Raw genomic sequence first — 16,004 nt, 5'->3', positions numbered from 1 at the left:
ACCCCCGCGCCCCCCCCCCCGGGGGGGCCCCCGCGCCCCGCCCCCCCCGCCCCCCCCCCCCCCCACCCCCCCCCCCCCCCCCCCCCCGGGCCCCCCCCCGGACGCGAGGCGTCCCGCCCGGGCGAATCAGCGCCGGGGCGGCTTGAGGGCGGGGGCGGCGGTGATGTCGAGCGTGGGCGTCGACACGACGGCAACCCGGACCGGGGCAATGATCGCCAAATCCGGGAGGTGCCGGAAAACGATGGGGGGCGTGCATGCGGCGCAGTGGATGGAGTCGCACTGCGATTTGCCGGCCATGCCGCTGTCGCCATGGCATTCGTGCCCTTGCGCCGTTTCGGCCACGGCGTGGTGTGCCGCGGCAGGCTGCACCGCCGTCGCCGCATACAGCGACTGCAGCGGCAACAGGCACATCAGCGCCAGCAGCAGCCAGCGGCCGAGTCGGGGGCGGAGAGCAAGGGAAAACATTTGCATACCCCTCCAGTGTATGTTGCAGCCCGCGTGTTGGCAAACGACGTCGCTGACGGGGCGGTCGCCGGCCTGACACCGTTGCGGCGCTATACTGGCCTCCCTCCGTTCATGATGCCGGCCATGGTTTCCGCTCTTCGCCAACACCCCGACGTGTTGATCCGCACGACCCGACTGCTCTACCGCAATGCCGTCATCGGTCAGGTTATGAGCATCGTGATCGCGTCGTTGCTGTGTTTCGGCTTGCGCGATGCACTGCCGGGGGCCGAGCTGCTGGGCTGGTTGCTGCCTGTCTTGCTGATGTCGCTGCTGCGGATCGGCCTGGCCCGGGGTTACCGGCATGCGCCGGACGATCTGGCCAGCGCATTGCTGTGGCGCCGCCGCTATCTGGTCGGTACGGTGCTGGTGGCGCTGTGGTGGGGTGGCGGTGCGCTGGCCTTCATGTTCGGCATGCCGCCGGCACCGAGGCTGGTCGTGTCGCTGGTCGTTTGCGGCATGGTCGCCGGTGCGGTACCGATTCTCGCGCCGGTACTGCCCGCCCTGCAGTTTTATGCCGCCATGCTGGTGTTGCCGGTGACGGTGACGGCACTGGCCAACGGCGAAGCCTACGACCCGCTGATTGCGGTGATGTCGTTGCTCTTTCTCTATACGGTGTTGCGCAGTGCCGGGTTCTTCAATGAAATGCTGGCCGAGGCGATCGAGCTGGAGATCGAAAAAGGAGGCCTGAACGACGAGCTGCGGGCCGCAACGCAGGAAGCCGAGGCGGCCAGCCGGGCCAAAAGCGAGTTTCTTGCCAACATCAGCCACGAGATCCGTACGCCGATGAACGGCATCGTCGGCATGGCACAGCTGCTCGAGCACCAGCCGCTCGATACCGCCAGCCGGGAGCAGGTCACCGTGATCCGCGCGTCGACCGACGCCTTGCTGACACTGGTCAACGACGTGCTGGATCTGTCGCGGATCGAGGCCGGACATTTCAATCTGGCGCCGGTACCGTTTTCGCCGCAGGAGCTGTTCGATACCCTGGCGAACATGTTCGGACCGCAGGCGGCACTGCGCGGACTCACCCTGCACTGGCCCGAAGCAGCGCTGCCCCCTGCGCTGTACGGCGACCCGGTGCGTTTGAAGCAGATCTTCGTCAACCTGATCGGCAACGCACTCAAGTTCACGCCGCAAGGACGGATCGAGGTAAGGCTTGCGTTGACGCGACGGGAAGCTGACATCGTCGAATGGCATGCCAGCGTTGCCGACACCGGCATCGGCGTGCCCTCGGCCCAGACCGGGCGCATCTTCGAGGCGTTTTCGCAGGCCGACAGCTCGATTTCGCGCCAGTACGGCGGTACCGGCCTCGGTTTGTCGATTTCGCGCCGGCTGGTGCGGATGATGCAGGGCGAGCTGTGGGTCGAGGCCAATCCGGGCGGCGGCAGCGTATTCCATTTCACTGCGATGCTCCTCGACTGCGATGCCGGCGCCTTGCCAAGCCAGCCTCCGGCCGCGCGGCCGCTGTCGGTGCTGGTGGCCGAGGACAATCCGGTCAACCGGCTGGTTGCCGAACGGCTGCTGCAGGCGCAGGGCCATCAGGTCTTTCTGGCCACCAACGGCCAGCAGGCGATCAGGGCGGCGCGCGCTGGCGGGCTGGATCTGATCCTGATGGACCTGCAGATGCCCGAACTCGACGGTCTGGTGGCGACCCGCTGCATCCGCAGTGCCGAGGAGGTGACCGGCAGGCCGCGCGTACCGATCGTCGCCCTGTCGGCGAATGGCATGGCCGAGGAAAAAACCGCCTGCCTGATTGCCGGGATGGACGATTTCCTCGAGAAACCGTTGCGGCAGGAGGCGCTGGCCCGGTTGCTCGCGCGCGTGGCGGCGGGCGAATTCGCCGGGCACTGACCGGGCGGCGGGGCAGACAACGGGCTGACCATCGTGTACATTCCGTAACCGTTTTCGTTCTCCACGAGGCGCTGCCTCGACCACATGGACCCTGCGCTTAGTCAGTTCTTCATGCTCACCGGGGCCATGCTCCTGGTCTTCCTCAACGGCTTTTTCGTCGCCGCCGAATTCAGCCTCGTCAAGCTTCGCCCGACCCGCGTCAAGGCTATCGCCAAGGCCTGGGGCTTTCGCGGCCGCATGCTCGCCCGGGTCCATCACGACCTCGACGCCTATCTTTCCGCCTGCCAGCTCGGCATCACCCTCGCGTCGCTCGGCCTCGGCTGGGTCGGCGAGCCGGTCTTCGCTGCCTTGCTCGAACCGGTGTTCGGCTGGGTCGGCATCGGCAGCCCGGCAATGGTGCATACCGTTTCCTTCGTCTTTGCCTTCAGCACGATTTCGTTTTTGCACATCGTCGTTGGCGAGCTGGCGCCCAAGTCGATGGCGATCCGCATGGCCGAGAAGGTAGGGCTATGGACGGCGGCACCACTGTTCGCGTTCTACTGGGCGATGTACCCGGCGATCTGGTTGCTCAACAACAGCGCGTTCTGGCTCCTGCGGATGATCCGGCTCGATGTCGGCCACGGTCACGAAAGCCACTATTCGGCCGAAGAATTGAAACTGATCCTGCGCGCCAACCGCGATGATCCGTCGTACAACAGCGATGCGATGCGGGTGCTCGCGCATTCGCTCGACTTCGGCAAACTCACCGTCGCCGATCTGATGCGGCCGTTTTCGGAGGCAGTGACGCTGCAGTTCGACGATCCGTGGGGCAAGCAGCTCGCGACGATCCGCGCGCACCGTTTCAGCCGCTATCCGGTGATCGGCGACGACGATCATGTTCTTGGCATGGTCCACGTCAAGGATCTGCTGCTGCTGAGCAATGACGAGGACGAGCCCGACCTTGATGCGCATTTGCGCCCGGCCTTGCGTGTCAGCGAAGACATGCCGGCCGACGAGCTGCTGCGGCGCTTCCGTGGCGGGGCGGTGCACTTTGCCGTCGTCGGCCCCAAGGGCGAGCCGCCTTACGGCTTCATCACGCTCGACAACCTGCTGGGTGTGCTGGTCGGCGAAATTCGCGACGAATTCCGCCAGACCCACAACGACTGGCTCTGGCTGGACGACGGCAGCCTGATCGGCAAGGGGTCATTGCCCTTGTTCACGCTGTCGCGTGCGCTGGGCATCGACGTCGACAGTCCCGAGGTCGAGTCGGTGGGGGGGCTGATTCAGGAAAAGCTCGGCCGGCTGCCGGAGGAGGGCGAGCGGCTGCCGTTCGACGGCTTCAGCGTGGTCGTCAAGAAAATGCATGGTCCGCGCATCGTCAGTGTACGGGTCATGCCGACCCATCCGGCGGGCCAGTAACGACTGGGCGACCGAAGAACAGCCCCTTGGAGGGAGATGGTTTTGGCTATGCTGAACCGAATCCAACTCAGAGGTTGTCATGAAATTTCTTTCATTGAAAGTATTTCCGCTGTCTGGCGTTCTGCTGCTGGCCGCCTGCGCCGGTGTGCCGTCCTCCACCGTGCCGCAGCCGGACAAGCAGGGTTGCACAGCCTTGCAGGGCTGGCAGCTTGCCGCGGCGGACGTCGGTCTGCCGACAAGTGGCGCCAAGGTCGACAGCGCGGACTGGCTGACGGTGCCGGCCGGGCAGGGGGACTACTGCCGGGTGCAAGGGCGCATCCTGCCGGTTGACCCTGCTGCGCCACCGATCCGTTTCGATCTCGGGCTTCCGGCCGGCTGGAACGGCAAATCGCTGCATCTGGGCGGCGGCGGCTACAACGGCACCGTCATCGTCGCGACCGGCGATGTGCCGGCGCCGCCACTCGATATGCCCTCGCCCCTGGCGCGGGGTTATGCGGTATTCGGCAGCGACAGCGGCCACGAAGCCGCGCCGCCGTATACCGCAGACCCGGCGACACGTTCGCTCGATGGCCGCTTTCTGCAAAACGACGAAGCGCTGCGCAATTTCGCCGGTGACGCACTGAAGAAAACCCGCGACGTTGCAACGGCCCTGCAAATCACGTTCTACGGCAAGCCGCCGACCCGCCGCTACTTCGCCGGCGGTTCGACCGGCGGGCGCGAGGCGCTCGCGGTGGTCCAGCGCTGGCCCGATGATTACGACGGCGCCATTTCAGCCTATCCGGCGTGGAATGCCGCGACCCTTGATCTGGCTTTCGGGCGGATCTCCCGCGCGATGGCGCGCCCCGGTGCCTATCTCGATCCGGCGGCACAGGCGCTGCTCTATCAGGCGCAGATCAGTGCCTGCGATGCCGACGACGGCGTGCGTGACGGTTTGATCAGCCATCCGGAAGCGTGCCGTTTTACGCCGATCAAGCTTCGCTGCGCGCGCGGCAAGACGCCCGGCGCGCAGTGCCTGAGTGATGCGCAGATCGCGGCTGTGACGACGATGGCGACGCCGCTGACGCTGCGCTACCCGGTCGCCAGCGGTGAAAAGGGCTATCCGGGCTTCAATGTGCTGAGTGGCGCCGACCTGCGCGGTTTCCTCGGCTGGGGCGAGCAGGCGCCGACAAGCCCGGGGCAGCTGGGGCAGCCGTACATGGCGCAGTTCTGGGATAGCTGGGTCCGGTACGCCGTCACGCGCGATCCGGGCTTCGACGCGCTGTCGCTCGATCCGGCGCAGCCGGGGTCGCGGACGGCAAGGATCAGTGCCCTGACCGGGCTGCAGGATGTCAATCAAACGGATCTGAGCCGCTTCGCCGGACGCGGGGGCAAGCTGATCGTGTTGCATGGTGCCGCGGACGCGCTCGTCAGCACCCGGGCAACGATCGACTACATGGGGCGGGTCAGGGCCAGAATGGGCGAGCCGACAGCTACGGAGTTTTCGCGTTTCTACGTGGTGCCCGGTTATGGCCATGTCTTTGGCGCATTCCTGGCGTCGTGGGATTCGCTGACGGCGCTGGACCGGTGGGTGGTTGATGGTGTGGTGCCAGCGCAGCAGATCGTTGCCGACGCCAATTCGGCGACCCGTGGCCGCAGCAGGCCCTTGTGCGAGTATCCGGCGTGGCCGCGCTATCGCAGCGGCGATGTCAACGCGGCCTCGAGCTTCGCCTGCGTCAGGGACTAGGTCCCGACCTCGACAACTCGGGTGGACTCATCGTCTCCGCCCGAGTTGGTGCCGGCGTGACATCGGTGGGATGGAGGCGGGGGGCATACTGGCGATGCGCCCCCGATGGGGGGTCAGTCGTGCATGACGCCGGCGCGTACACCGCGCCGGTAGCGCACGGTGATCAGTACCATCATCACCGCGACGAACAGGCCGAAGCCGAGCACGATCGCGTGCATCGGCGGCAGGCCGCCAACACCGAACTGCCTGATCAGCAGAGCGGAAGCATCCGCCGGCAGCGGGGTGCTCAGATATTTCACCAGCAAGGCGTGCAGCCCGACCATGACCAGAATGCCGATGTTCTCGTTGAAGTTCTGCACCGCGATCGAATGGCCGGCGCCCATCAGCAGATAGCCGCGATGCTGCAGGATCGCGTTCAGAGGGACGACAAAAAAACCGGACAGCGCACCGACGATGAACATCAGCGTCGCGGCGAGGGTGCCGTCATAGATCAGCAGCATGCTCATCACCAGCACGCCCATCGCGATGCCGGCTGGCAGTACCGAAAACGCGCGCTTGAGCGGTACGAACCGGCCTGCAATCACCGCGCCGAACGCAGTACCGAACGCAACCACGGCAATCAGCATCGTCGCCTTTTCCATGCTGTACGCCAGCCAGATCACTGCCCAGTTGAGCACGACGAGCCGCATCGTCGCGCCGGCACCCCAAAACAGCGTGGTGACCGCCAGTGACAACTGGCCTTGCGGGTCGACCCAGAGCCGCCGCGCGCAGCTGATGAAGTCCTTGGTCATCTGGACCGGGCCGTGGACCAGCGGTTTGAGCTGGACGTTGAGCTTGGGGATGTAGAGATTCAGCCACGCTGCGGCGAGATAGATCACCACGATGACCAGGATGGCAAGCTCCGCCGTGGTCATGGGCCACGGTAGATCGATCCGGTGCAGCAACGCCGCCATCTGGCCGCCAGTCAGGAAGCCGCCAAGCACGGTGCCGAAAATGATGGCCGCGACCGTCGCCCCCTCCAGCCAGCCATTGGCCTCGACCAGCTTTTCGTGCGGCAGGTATTCGGTGATCAGTCCGTATTTGGCCGGGCTGTACGCCGCCGCGCCGAAACCGACCACGGCGTAAGCCAGGATCGGCGGCGCGCCGGCCAGCATGCCGACACAGCCGGCGAGCTTGATGCCGTTGCAGATCATCATTGCCCGGCCCTTGTGCATCGAGTCCGCGAACGATCCGGCAAACGGCGCCAGCACGACGTAGGAGACAGTAAAGCACCAGAGCAGCATCGACAGATGCCATTCGGGGGCAAGCTGCTGCTTCAGCAGGGCCAGCGCGGCGATGAACAGCGCGTTGTCGGCGAGCGCGGAGAGGAACTGCGCGCCCAGTATCAGGAAAAATCCACGGTCCATTCGGTGATCGGTGCCGGTGCGGAGACGTCCGGGGTTATAGCACGTTTGCCCGATTGGCCGTCATGTTCCGGCCCGGGAGGCGGGCGGCGGCAATATGACCGCGACAATGCGCCGATCTGCCGTGGGTGCATGCTAAGATGGGGGCCGTTTCTGCACACGCTCCCGCGCGCCGATATGGATTCATTGTCTCTGCTGGTGAGCGTCTTCACCGACTACGGCTATCTGGCCGTGTTTCTTGTATTGCTCGCCTGTGGTTTCGGCGTGCCAATCCCGGAAGACATTACGCTGGTGGCTGGCGGCATCATCGCCGGCCTCGGTTATGCCAATGTGCATACGATGTTCTTTGTCGGTATGGCCGGCGTGCTCGTCGGCGACTCGGTCATGTTCCTGCTCGGCCGCTATTACGGTGCGCATGTGCTCCGCTGGCGCTGGGTCGCCCGGATCATGACCCCCGACCGCTATTCCGCCGTTCAGGACAAATTTTCCCGTTACGGCAACCGTGTGCTGTTTGTCGCCCGTTTCCTGCCCGGGCTGCGCTCGCCGATTTTTCTCACCGCGGGCATGAGCCACTGTATTTCCTACTGGCGATTCCTGTTGCTCGACGGTCTGGCTGCGCTGATCAGTGTCCCCATCTGGGTCTACCTCGGCTACTACGGTGCTTACAACCACGAGTGGCTGCTGCTGTGGATCAAGCGTGGGCAGACCGGCATTCTGGTGCTCGTTGCACTGATCGCCGTCATCGTCGGCGTCTGGTACTGGCGACATCGTCGCTGCAGCCGACCGACGCAGGCCGCGCAGGACTGATTTCCCTTTTTACTATGCTCGGCCGTTTGCCATGTCACGCCCCATTCAGGTCCTGATCGACTCCGCAGCCATTGCCCACAACTACCGCAGGATCAAGGCGCTGGCGCCGAATGCGAAGGTTTACGCGGTGGCCAAGGCCAACGGCTACGGCCACGGACTGGAACGGGTCGCCGCCGCCGTGCCCGATGCCGACGGCTTTGCCCTGGTTGAATTCAACTGGGCTGTTGCGTTGCGTGAAACGGGGGTGACGCAGCCCATCCTGTTGCTCGAAGGCGTTTTCAGTGCCGACGAGATGGCGGGGGCGTCACGCCACGCACTGACCGTGGCCGTGCACGAAGAACGCGCGCTGGTCTGGCTGGAAACGCTGACCTTGCCCAGACCGGTCGACATCTACGTGAAGCTCAACACTGGGATGAACCGGCTCGGTTTTGCCGCCGAGGCCGCCGGTGCGGTGGTCGCGCGCCTCAAGGCCTGCCCGAACGTCGGCAGCATCACCCTGATGACGCACTTCGCCACTGCCGACGATCCAGAGCGTGGCATCGCGAAGCCGCTGGCCCGTTTTGACACGGCGGCTGCCGGTCTCGGCCTGCCGATGACGCTTGCGAACTCGGCCGCAATTTTCGATTTTCCCGAAGTGCATCGTGACTGGGTCCGCCCGGGCATCGCCCTGTACGGCGCCACGCCGTTCGCGCATCGCAGCGCGGCATCGCTGGGGCTGGTCGCGGCGATGAGTTTGCAGAGCGAAATCATCGGTGTGCAAACGCTGCAGGCCGGCGATGCGGTCGGCTACGCTGCTGCATTCACCGCGTCCGGGCCAATGCGCATCGGCGTTATCGCCTGCGGTTACGCCGACGGCTATCCACGCCATGCGCCGACCGGCACGCCGGTGCTTGTCGGCGGCGTACGGACCCGTTTGCTGGGGCGCGTATCGATGGACATGCTGGCGGTCGACCTGAGCGATCTGCCGCAAGCGCAAATCGGTACACCGGTCGAATTGTGGGGCAAGAATCTGCCGATCGACGAGGTCGCCAATGCGGCAGGGACGATCGGTTACGAGTTGATGTGTGCCGTGGCGTTGCGAGTGCCGGTCCGGACGCTGTAACGGCCTGTTGATCGGTCTCGTAAACGCGCACGGCTTTCATTACAATCTTTCGTTTTGGCACTTTTCCCGCACCAGTCCGTTGCGTTTTTGCTGACGGCTGTCGCGTGACCAGACCAGATTTCTCATTTCATTCAACCTGCAGGTTGCATCATGGCATTGATCGTCCAGAAGTACGGCGGCACCTCGGTTGGCACGCCCGAGCGCATCAAGAATGTCGCGCGGCGCGTCGCCAAGTTCAAGGCCCAGGGCCACGACATCGTCGTCGTCGTTTCCGCAATGAGCGGTGAAACCAACCGGCTGATCGCACTCGCCAAGGAAATCCAGGCGAATCCCGATCCGCGCGAACTCGACGTGATCGTCTCGACCGGCGAACAGGTCACCATCGGCCTGCTGGCGATGGCGCTGAAGGAAGCCGGCGTCGATGCCAAGTCGTACACCGGCGGCCAGGTCAAGATCCTGACCGACTCCACCCATACCAAGGCTCGCATCCAGTCGATCGACGACGAAGCAATGCGTGCCGACCTGAACGCCGGCCGGGTCGTCATCGTCGCCGGCTTCCAGGGCGTGGATCCGGAAGGCAACATTACCACGCTGGGGCGTGGCGGCTCGGACACCTCGGGGGTGGCGCTGGCCGCGGCGCTGAAGGCCGACGAATGCCAGATCTATACCGACGTCGACGGCGTGTACACCACCGACCCGCGCGTCGTGCCCGAAGCCAAGAAGCTCAAGACCATCACCTTCGAGGAAATGCTCGAGATGGCCAGCCTTGGCTCCAAGGTGCTGCAAATCCGCTCGGTGGAGTTCGCCGGCAAGTACAACGTGAAACTGCGCGTGCTGTCCTCGTTCCAGGAAGAGGGTGAGGGCACGCTGATTACCTTCGAGGAAGACCCGAACATGGAAAAGCCAGTCGTCTCCGGCATCGCCTTCAACCGTGACGAAGCCCGCATCAACGTGACCGGCGTGCCGGACAAGCCAGGCATCGCCTACCAGATCCTCGGCCCGGTCTCGGATGCCAACATCGACGTCGACATGATCATCCAGAACGTCGGCAAGGACGGTACCACGGACTTCAGCTTTACCGTGCCGAAGCCGGATCTGGCCCGCACGATCAAGGTACTCGAAGGCGTACAGGCGCACATCGGCGCGGCGCTGATCGATGGCGACGACAAGATCTGCAAGATCTCGATCGTCGGTGTCGGCATGCGCTCGCACGTCGGCGTTGCGGCGACCATGTTCCGCACGCTGGCCGAAGAGGGCATCAACATCCAGATGATCTCGACCTCGGAAATCAAGATCTCGGTCATCGTCGACGAGAAGTACCTCGAGCTGGCCGTGCGCGTGCTGCACAAGGCATTCGGCCTCGACAAAGGCTGATTTTCGAGAAAATTAGCCAAGGCGGTTGACGGGATTTCAGCCCGCAGGTAATATCCAGCCTCCCTTGACGGAGACGTGGATGAGTGGCTGAAATCACTCCCCTGCTAAGGGAGCATAGGGGCCAAAACCTCTATCGAGGGTTCGAATCCCTCCGTCTCCGCCAGCGGACCCAGCAGTACCGTAGTAACAGCAGAAAGTAACAGTGCACCCGTAGCTCAGTTGGATAGAGTATCTGGCTACGAACCAGAGGGTCGGGCGTTCGAATCGCTCCGGGTGCACCATTACCTGCTTCAGTCCCCATCGTCTAGAGGCCTAGGACACCACCCTTTCACGGTGACTACCGGGGTTCGAATCCCCGTGGGGACGCCATCTTAACGCCAGTTAGGATCGGTTGTCGGTAACGCAGGTAGCACCTGCAGACATTCTTCCAGTTTCAAAGCTGATTCCAGCCACATTTCTCCCCTTCTGTTTTCCTTCGTTCCGGTTATACAGCCTCACCAAGCCTCGACTGTTGCGTCGTGCGCTGCAATGTCCGCATCCTTCCCATATTTCGCGCCGAACAGCTCGATCCGACTGTAGTCACCGTTCGTACTACATCTCCGATGGCCGCGAACCACGATGCCCGGATTATGCAGCACCGGCAAGGCAGACGGACCACGTTCGCGAGGCCTGCGGCTGGTATCAGCGCACGGACCGTGTTGTTGGTCGATGTCCGGGCTGCGCTGCGCGAACGGCTTGACCGGTCGGCCTTGTGCGCACCACACGTACCATCGCAATACGAAAAGCCAGTCCTCCTTGATGCCGGGCTGAGTCGGTCGGGCTTGCTTTCCCTTGGTCGCTTCGATGGGTGCCTCACAGTCGACCACGCAACGCCGGGTCAGTAGCGAGACCGCGAAGTGATACTGCGCTGACGCCCGGCCCCGATCCCACCTCAAGTACCCACAGAAAAGCCGCTGCGCATGCAACCGAAGTTCTGCGACAGCGGCGTTCTTCAGTCGGTAAGACAGCAACGTCGAGCAGTCGCCCGGGCAGGCGGTGACGGAGAAACCGCGTTTGCATGGGGCCGTCGGATGAGGCCGGAGGAGGGCAGCGGCAAGGATGCACTCATCTGCACTGCCGCTCTCTCCGTCAGCGAAGGGGGTATTCAACCGGTATTGCCGTACCTTCGAATCGCTGGGGTTGCCAAACCCGCTGCAGCGCTGCAAGGCAGTGCCTGCATTCTCTGATAGCGAACAGGTCGAGACGAACGAACGAGCAATGCGCATGGCCAGCAACATGGGGCGCCGCAGCATGCGGGCCACATGAATGCACCAAGCGGGCCATCGGTTTGCCGCCCTTGGATCAAGTGTCGCTCCCGTGCGGCATCTGTGGTGCCTGGGTGAGTCGGACGGGCTGCAGGCGGTGGCCATGTTCTTACAAACCAACCCCTCAGTCTCGTCATAAATTTATTTGTATGTAATTAGTAAGAAATATAACTCATATAATGTCCGGTTACTTGATTACAACATTTCATTATTTACTAATGGAGTTGTGTTCGTGTAATTATTTGTTTGCTTGTTTTTAGATCTTCAAATTTTAATGTAAGTATTTTGTTGCGACTTCCGGTTTCGGTTGAGGGCCCCCGGGTAAAGCCGACGCTCCGGCAGCCATCGACAGCAAACCGGATTCTTTTGATTTCCATCGAAATGGAATTGTGAAAGTAATGCTGCATACCATCGTGCTTACCAATTCTGCGGAAACGCTGCAGTTACCGGACAAGTCAAAACTGACCGATTTGTCGGAGCTGGCAGAAGGCGTCATCCCTTTCAGTTGCCTTTCCGGCATATGCGGGTCATGCGTTATCGAAGTGGAATGCGGTTTGGAAAACCTGAGTGAAGCCGAACCTGTCGAGCGCACCTTTCTGACCAGCCTCGGTTTTGCCGAGGACCAGTATCGCTTGGCGTGCCAATGTAAATTGTTCGGGCCGATATCGATCAACACGGAACCGTAAACCGGATTTTGGTGAGTGGCAATCCGCCGGTCATGAATCGAACCTCGATTTGTCTTCATCCTGGTAGCGCATGTTTTCGATCTAATGGATGTGTATTGTTTGGTTTATTAACTGCTGGATAATTTCTGGAAGGAGTCAAACATGAATCGTTGCATCAACACTGGTCTCGGTCGTGGCAAGCCGTACCTGAACCCTGTGCAGTCAGTCCTGTTTCGGCAGGAAATCGACGCGCTGATCGAAAATCAGATCGCGGAGTGGAATGCCAACGTTCCTGCCACCGATCAGCATCATCGTAAAAACGATTTCAATCACCCGATGTATGCCCGCGGCCTTGCCGAGACAGCAATTCGCATTCGCCTTCTGCGTGTGATCGAGTCAAAGGCAATTTCCGATATCGCCAAGCTGAGCCCGGAAGCCGCAAAAATCTGGGCTGAGTACGAGTGCGATGAAATGCTTCATGACGAAATGTTCATTCAGGATCTGGAAAAAGCAGGCACCAGTCGTGAAGAATTTCTGCAAATTGAACCGTACATGTCGACCAAGTTGCTGGTCGGCTTCTTTTCCTATCTGCTCGATCACGAAGGTCCGCTTGGCGTTGTGGCCTATTCCTATCTGGTCGAGTACGTCAACGTCAAGCTCGAGCCGGAAAAGCTGAAGGGTCTGGAGGCCATTCTTGGAAAAGACAAGATTGCCGGGCAAATCGCACACTCCCATACCGATATCAACCACGATCACCCGGGAATGGTCTGGGGCGCATTGCGTTACCTGATCAACAAGGAAGAGGACAAAGCGGCACTGAAGAAGTATCTGCGCGAATTCCAGGACCTGTTGGCCATGTATTTCGTTGAAATCAACAATGAATTCAAACTGGAAAAAGTAAAAGCGGTGGCTTGATCGCGCTCCGGCCCAGCGAGGGTCGAGTCGGGCCATGGTTGTGAAGTGCGTGGCTTGTGGTCGGGCGTTGACGGTCTCCGTTCAATCGTCCTTCCACTGGCCACCGCGGATGCCCGCCTACCATCGCAAGCTGTGCGCCGCTGCGGGTGGGGATCGAAGCAAGCATGGTTGAAAGAAAGTGCGGCAATCACCGGATGATGATTTTCCGGATGATTCCGGGTTTGACGTCGTGCGCGTGAATGAATTCGATTGAAAATGGTTGAAGGAAAGCATGATCATGCAAGGTATTCTTATATTGAGTCATGTCGGTTTTTCATTTGTCGATCAACTGGCGACGCAAGTGGCGAATGAAGGCGTCGAGCGATACATACTTTCGTCGCTACCGGAGCCGGATAATCTCAAGCGTCTCGATGACCTGAAAGATCAGGCAGAGTGGTTCAGGCACACTCGGCATCACGAGTTGGGCTGGAACGACGTACAGACGGCCATTGCCGATATCCAGTCCGAAGGAAAAACGATAGTTGCTTGCGTGTGCGTTTGGGAGGGCTATCGCGTCATCATGGCCGAGGCCAATGCATACCTCGGAGTGACGGATATCCACCCCGACACCGTCAACGTGCTGACGGACAAATATGCATTGCGTCGCTTGCTGTTTGAACATGGCCTGAGTGAAGTCACGGTCGAACCGCTGACGGAAGACAAGCTGCTGGCCTATCAGTCGCAAAACGCCATCAAATTCATCAAGCCCTACCGTGGCATCGCTTCGTTTGGTGCATTCCGGCTGACGCCCGATGTGCGCTGGTCGGATATCGAGGCACTTCACCACGAATTGCAAAGTGATACGGTTTTTCAGGGCATCTTTGCCGAGCAAGATCCGTTCATCATCGAAGATTACATCGCCGGCACAGAGTACAGCTTCGAGATTCTGGTCGAAGGGGGCAGGCTATTCATCGTCGCCATTCACGAAAAAACCGAAGTGTCATTTGAAAAAATGACGACGCTCGAAAATGCATGCGTCAGTCCGCCAGTCAGCTTGACCGCTGCGGATATCGATGCAGGACGTGCGTGGCTTGATGCGGTTTTCCAGCTGCTGGATATCCGTACCGGCTGCTTCCATCTTGAGGCCAAATTCAATGGAAAGCGCTGGGAGCTGATCGAGGTCAATCCCCGAGTGGGTGGCTCGCTGATTTCGCAGAGCGTGGAGCATCTGACCGAAGGGTATTCTTTGCTCAATCTCTGGATCAAGCTCCTTTTGCAAAGTACCCGTCGCGATGCCAACGTCAGCCAATTGCTGAGTGCTCTGTCGCTCAGCGGCGGCAACCCGTCACCCAAAAACAAGGCAACTTTTTTCAGGGTGTTTTTTGGCAATGTGGGCATTATTGAGCGCGTCGACCAGAAGCCGGGTGAGCACAAACCCATTCTTTCACAGGTCTTCGTCAAGCCCGGCAGCGTTTTTTCCAGTGCCAGTAAAGAAAATTTTGTAGGTCAAGCGCTATGGACACTGGATTTCCACAATTTGCTCGATAGCTATGCGAGCGTCAGTCGTCAATCGACGAGTCTGATCGAATTGACGTATCGGCCGCAAAATGCGCCGTCTTTGGTTGAAACCTACTGAGAAGCGACAATGCAAATGGACAAATCCGCAGCATTATTGGTTATCGATTTCAATCTTTCCCGTCGCGCCGAGGTCGCCCATATTCGCGATTATGCCAGGGCCCATTACGGACAAAAAACCGTCCTGATTCGCCCGAATCCAGGTGTGGCGGAACGGCTGCTGGCAGACCACGTCATCGACCTCAATCCGCTGGCGCCGGGCTTCGTGCACGAAGCGATGCGGCAGCTTGCGCAGCTCCCCGTTGATCTACAAGCAGGTTTGGTCTTTTCCGACAATGCCGTTCAATTCGGCGCCGAGCTGCTGCGCAATCTGGGATTGCGTGGAGATTGCCCGGTACTGGCCGAAAACGCGTTTTGCAAATACCAGTACCGCGTCAAGGAACAAGCTTGCAAGGACATGTTCGAGGCGCAGCAGACGTTCCTGCCGAACATCCAGATGGTCAACACCGTTGAGTCCCTGGCCTCCTTCATTCAGGCCAACCCCGGTGGCGTTGTGATCAAGCCGACCACCGAGGGCAACAACCGTGGGGTGATTCTGCTGGAAAACCCCGCGGAAGCCGATCTGCATGCCGTCCTCAAGGAAGTCTCGGCCTATGTTCAAGCCGGTGTGATCGTCGAGCAGATGATCCCGTTCCGTAAGGAGTATTCCTATGACGGCATCGGCAGCGCCGATTTCATTACCGAAAAATTCAACGTCAGCGGCCGGTATCCGGTCGAGTTTGCCCAACTGGTACCGGCCGACGTCAGTACCGAGCAGGCGGACCTGATTCGTCGCACGGGCCAGCTGGCAAATCTGATTGTCGGACAGAGTTTCGGCCCGTTTCACAATGAAATTCGAATCAGTGACGATCTTCGGCAAGCGGCGGTGATCGAAGCGAACCGCCGTCCGGCCGGGATGAAAATCTGGGCTTTGGCGAGCCAGGTATTCGGCCAGGATCTGCACGGCTTGTGGGTGGATTCCGTGGTGACCGGCAAACGGACCAATCTGCGCCTCACGCCGAAGGGCTCGGCCATGAGCATCATGCTCGCCCCGGCCCAGCCCGGGTATGTCAACAACATCATCCGGAACATGGATTTCCTGTTTTCGCAGCTGCAGCGCCAGGTTGCAAAGGACCATCCCCAAGCCGTCGGGGTGCTGCGCTGGATGAGTTGCGAAATCATTGCCGCCACCGATCAGTATGTTCATGTGCCTGCCCGTGACAACAGTGATTTCGTCGCGCTGATCACGGTCAGTGCCGATTGGGATTCGGGCGTGATGAAGACCTATCTCGAGCGGATTCAGCTGTGCTGGGACACGGTTTTGAACGAGTACATGAATGCTGATTTGACGCTGGTTGCGTAAGG

The 16,004-nt window shown here is 61.0% G+C and carries 13 protein-coding genes and 3 tRNA genes; 13 read left to right on the top strand and 3 right to left on the bottom strand.

Annotated features, from left to right (window positions below; translation table 11 throughout):
* Positions 1–126 precede the first annotated feature (126 nt).
* Positions 127–465 (bottom strand): hypothetical protein, encoded by a 339-nt coding sequence (locus JMJ54_RS05135; RefSeq protein WP_203536846.1) that lies wholly within the window; start codon positions 463–465, stop codon positions 127–129.
* Between the two features lie 123 nt (positions 466–588).
* Here JMJ54_RS05135 and JMJ54_RS05130 point away from each other — a divergent pair, with 123 nt between their 5' ends.
* The 3 genes from JMJ54_RS05130 to JMJ54_RS05120 all read left to right on the top strand — a co-directional run bounded on the left by JMJ54_RS05130 (position 589) and on the right by JMJ54_RS05120 (position 5,476).
* Positions 589–2,355: an ATP-binding protein gene (locus JMJ54_RS05130; protein ID WP_203536845.1), complete on the top strand. Its 1,767-nt coding sequence runs from the start codon at positions 589–591 to the stop codon at positions 2,353–2,355.
* Between the two features lie 84 nt (positions 2,356–2,439).
* Entirely contained in the window at positions 2,440–3,753 is a 1,314-nt protein-coding gene (locus JMJ54_RS05125; RefSeq protein ID WP_238999859.1) for a hemolysin family protein, read from the top strand.
* 79 nt (positions 3,754–3,832) lie between these two features.
* Positions 3,833–5,476, top strand: a complete 1,644-nt coding sequence (locus tag JMJ54_RS05120; protein ID WP_203536844.1) for a tannase/feruloyl esterase family alpha/beta hydrolase — start codon at positions 3,833–3,835, stop codon at positions 5,474–5,476.
* A 113-nt stretch (positions 5,477–5,589) separates the two neighbouring features.
* Here JMJ54_RS05120 and lplT read toward each other — a convergent pair whose 3' ends face one another.
* On the bottom strand, positions 5,590–6,882 hold the full coding sequence (lplT, locus tag JMJ54_RS05115; RefSeq protein ID WP_203536843.1) for a lysophospholipid transporter LplT: 1,293 nt from the start codon (positions 6,880–6,882) through the stop codon (positions 5,590–5,592).
* A gap of 174 nt (positions 6,883–7,056) precedes the next feature.
* On the opposite strand from lplT, the gene JMJ54_RS05110 reads away from it, so the two are divergent.
* The 6 genes from JMJ54_RS05110 (at position 7,057) to JMJ54_RS05085 (ending at position 10,531) form a co-directional block, all read left to right on the top strand.
* Entirely contained in the window at positions 7,057–7,686 is a 630-nt protein-coding gene (locus JMJ54_RS05110; RefSeq protein ID WP_203536842.1) for a DedA family protein, read from the top strand.
* A gap of 31 nt (positions 7,687–7,717) precedes the next feature.
* Complete coding sequence (gene alr, locus JMJ54_RS05105) at positions 7,718–8,788, top strand: alanine racemase (RefSeq protein ID WP_203536841.1); 1,071 nt, start codon at positions 7,718–7,720, stop codon at positions 8,786–8,788.
* 150 nt (positions 8,789–8,938) lie between these two features.
* Positions 8,939–10,162 (top strand): aspartate kinase, encoded by a 1,224-nt coding sequence (locus JMJ54_RS05100; RefSeq protein WP_203536840.1) that lies wholly within the window; start codon positions 8,939–8,941, stop codon positions 10,160–10,162.
* 69 nt (positions 10,163–10,231) lie between these two features.
* A tRNA-Ser gene (locus JMJ54_RS05095) sits at positions 10,232–10,325 on the top strand.
* Positions 10,326–10,366: 41 nt separating this feature from the next.
* Positions 10,367–10,443 (top strand) — tRNA-Arg (locus JMJ54_RS05090).
* Positions 10,444–10,455: 12 nt separating this feature from the next.
* Positions 10,456–10,531: transfer RNA gene (locus JMJ54_RS05085), tRNA-Glu, on the top strand.
* 125 nt (positions 10,532–10,656) lie between these two features.
* Here the strand turns inward: JMJ54_RS05085 and JMJ54_RS05080 are convergent.
* On the bottom strand, positions 10,657–11,463 hold the full coding sequence (locus tag JMJ54_RS05080) for a hypothetical protein (RefSeq protein ID WP_203536839.1): 807 nt from the start codon (positions 11,461–11,463) through the stop codon (positions 10,657–10,659).
* Positions 11,464–11,864: 401 nt separating this feature from the next.
* Between JMJ54_RS05080 and JMJ54_RS05075 the strand changes: the two genes are divergently transcribed.
* From JMJ54_RS05075 to JMJ54_RS05060, 4 genes are all read left to right on the top strand, one after another.
* Complete coding sequence (locus JMJ54_RS05075; RefSeq protein ID WP_203536838.1) at positions 11,865–12,152, top strand: 2Fe-2S iron-sulfur cluster-binding protein; 288 nt, start codon at positions 11,865–11,867, stop codon at positions 12,150–12,152.
* A 141-nt stretch (positions 12,153–12,293) separates the two neighbouring features.
* Positions 12,294–13,046, top strand: a complete 753-nt coding sequence (locus tag JMJ54_RS05070; RefSeq protein ID WP_203536837.1) for an iron-containing redox enzyme family protein — start codon at positions 12,294–12,296, stop codon at positions 13,044–13,046.
* Positions 13,047–13,323: 277 nt separating this feature from the next.
* A complete protein-coding gene (locus JMJ54_RS05065) occupies positions 13,324–14,661 on the top strand; it encodes an ATP-grasp domain-containing protein (protein ID WP_203536836.1) in 1,338 nt (445 codons plus the stop codon).
* Positions 14,662–14,676: 15 nt separating this feature from the next.
* Positions 14,677–16,002, top strand: a complete 1,326-nt coding sequence (locus JMJ54_RS05060; protein WP_203536835.1) for an ATP-grasp domain-containing protein — start codon at positions 14,677–14,679, stop codon at positions 16,000–16,002.
* Positions 16,003–16,004: the final 2 nt, after the last annotated feature.

Origin of the sequence: Jeongeupia naejangsanensis, assembly GCF_016865585.1 — a bacterium.
Classification (GTDB): Bacteria; Pseudomonadota; Gammaproteobacteria; order Burkholderiales; family Chitinibacteraceae; genus Jeongeupia; species Jeongeupia naejangsanensis.
The sequence above is the reverse complement of the archived record's forward strand: the minus strand, read 5'-3'. Positions and strand labels throughout refer to the sequence as shown.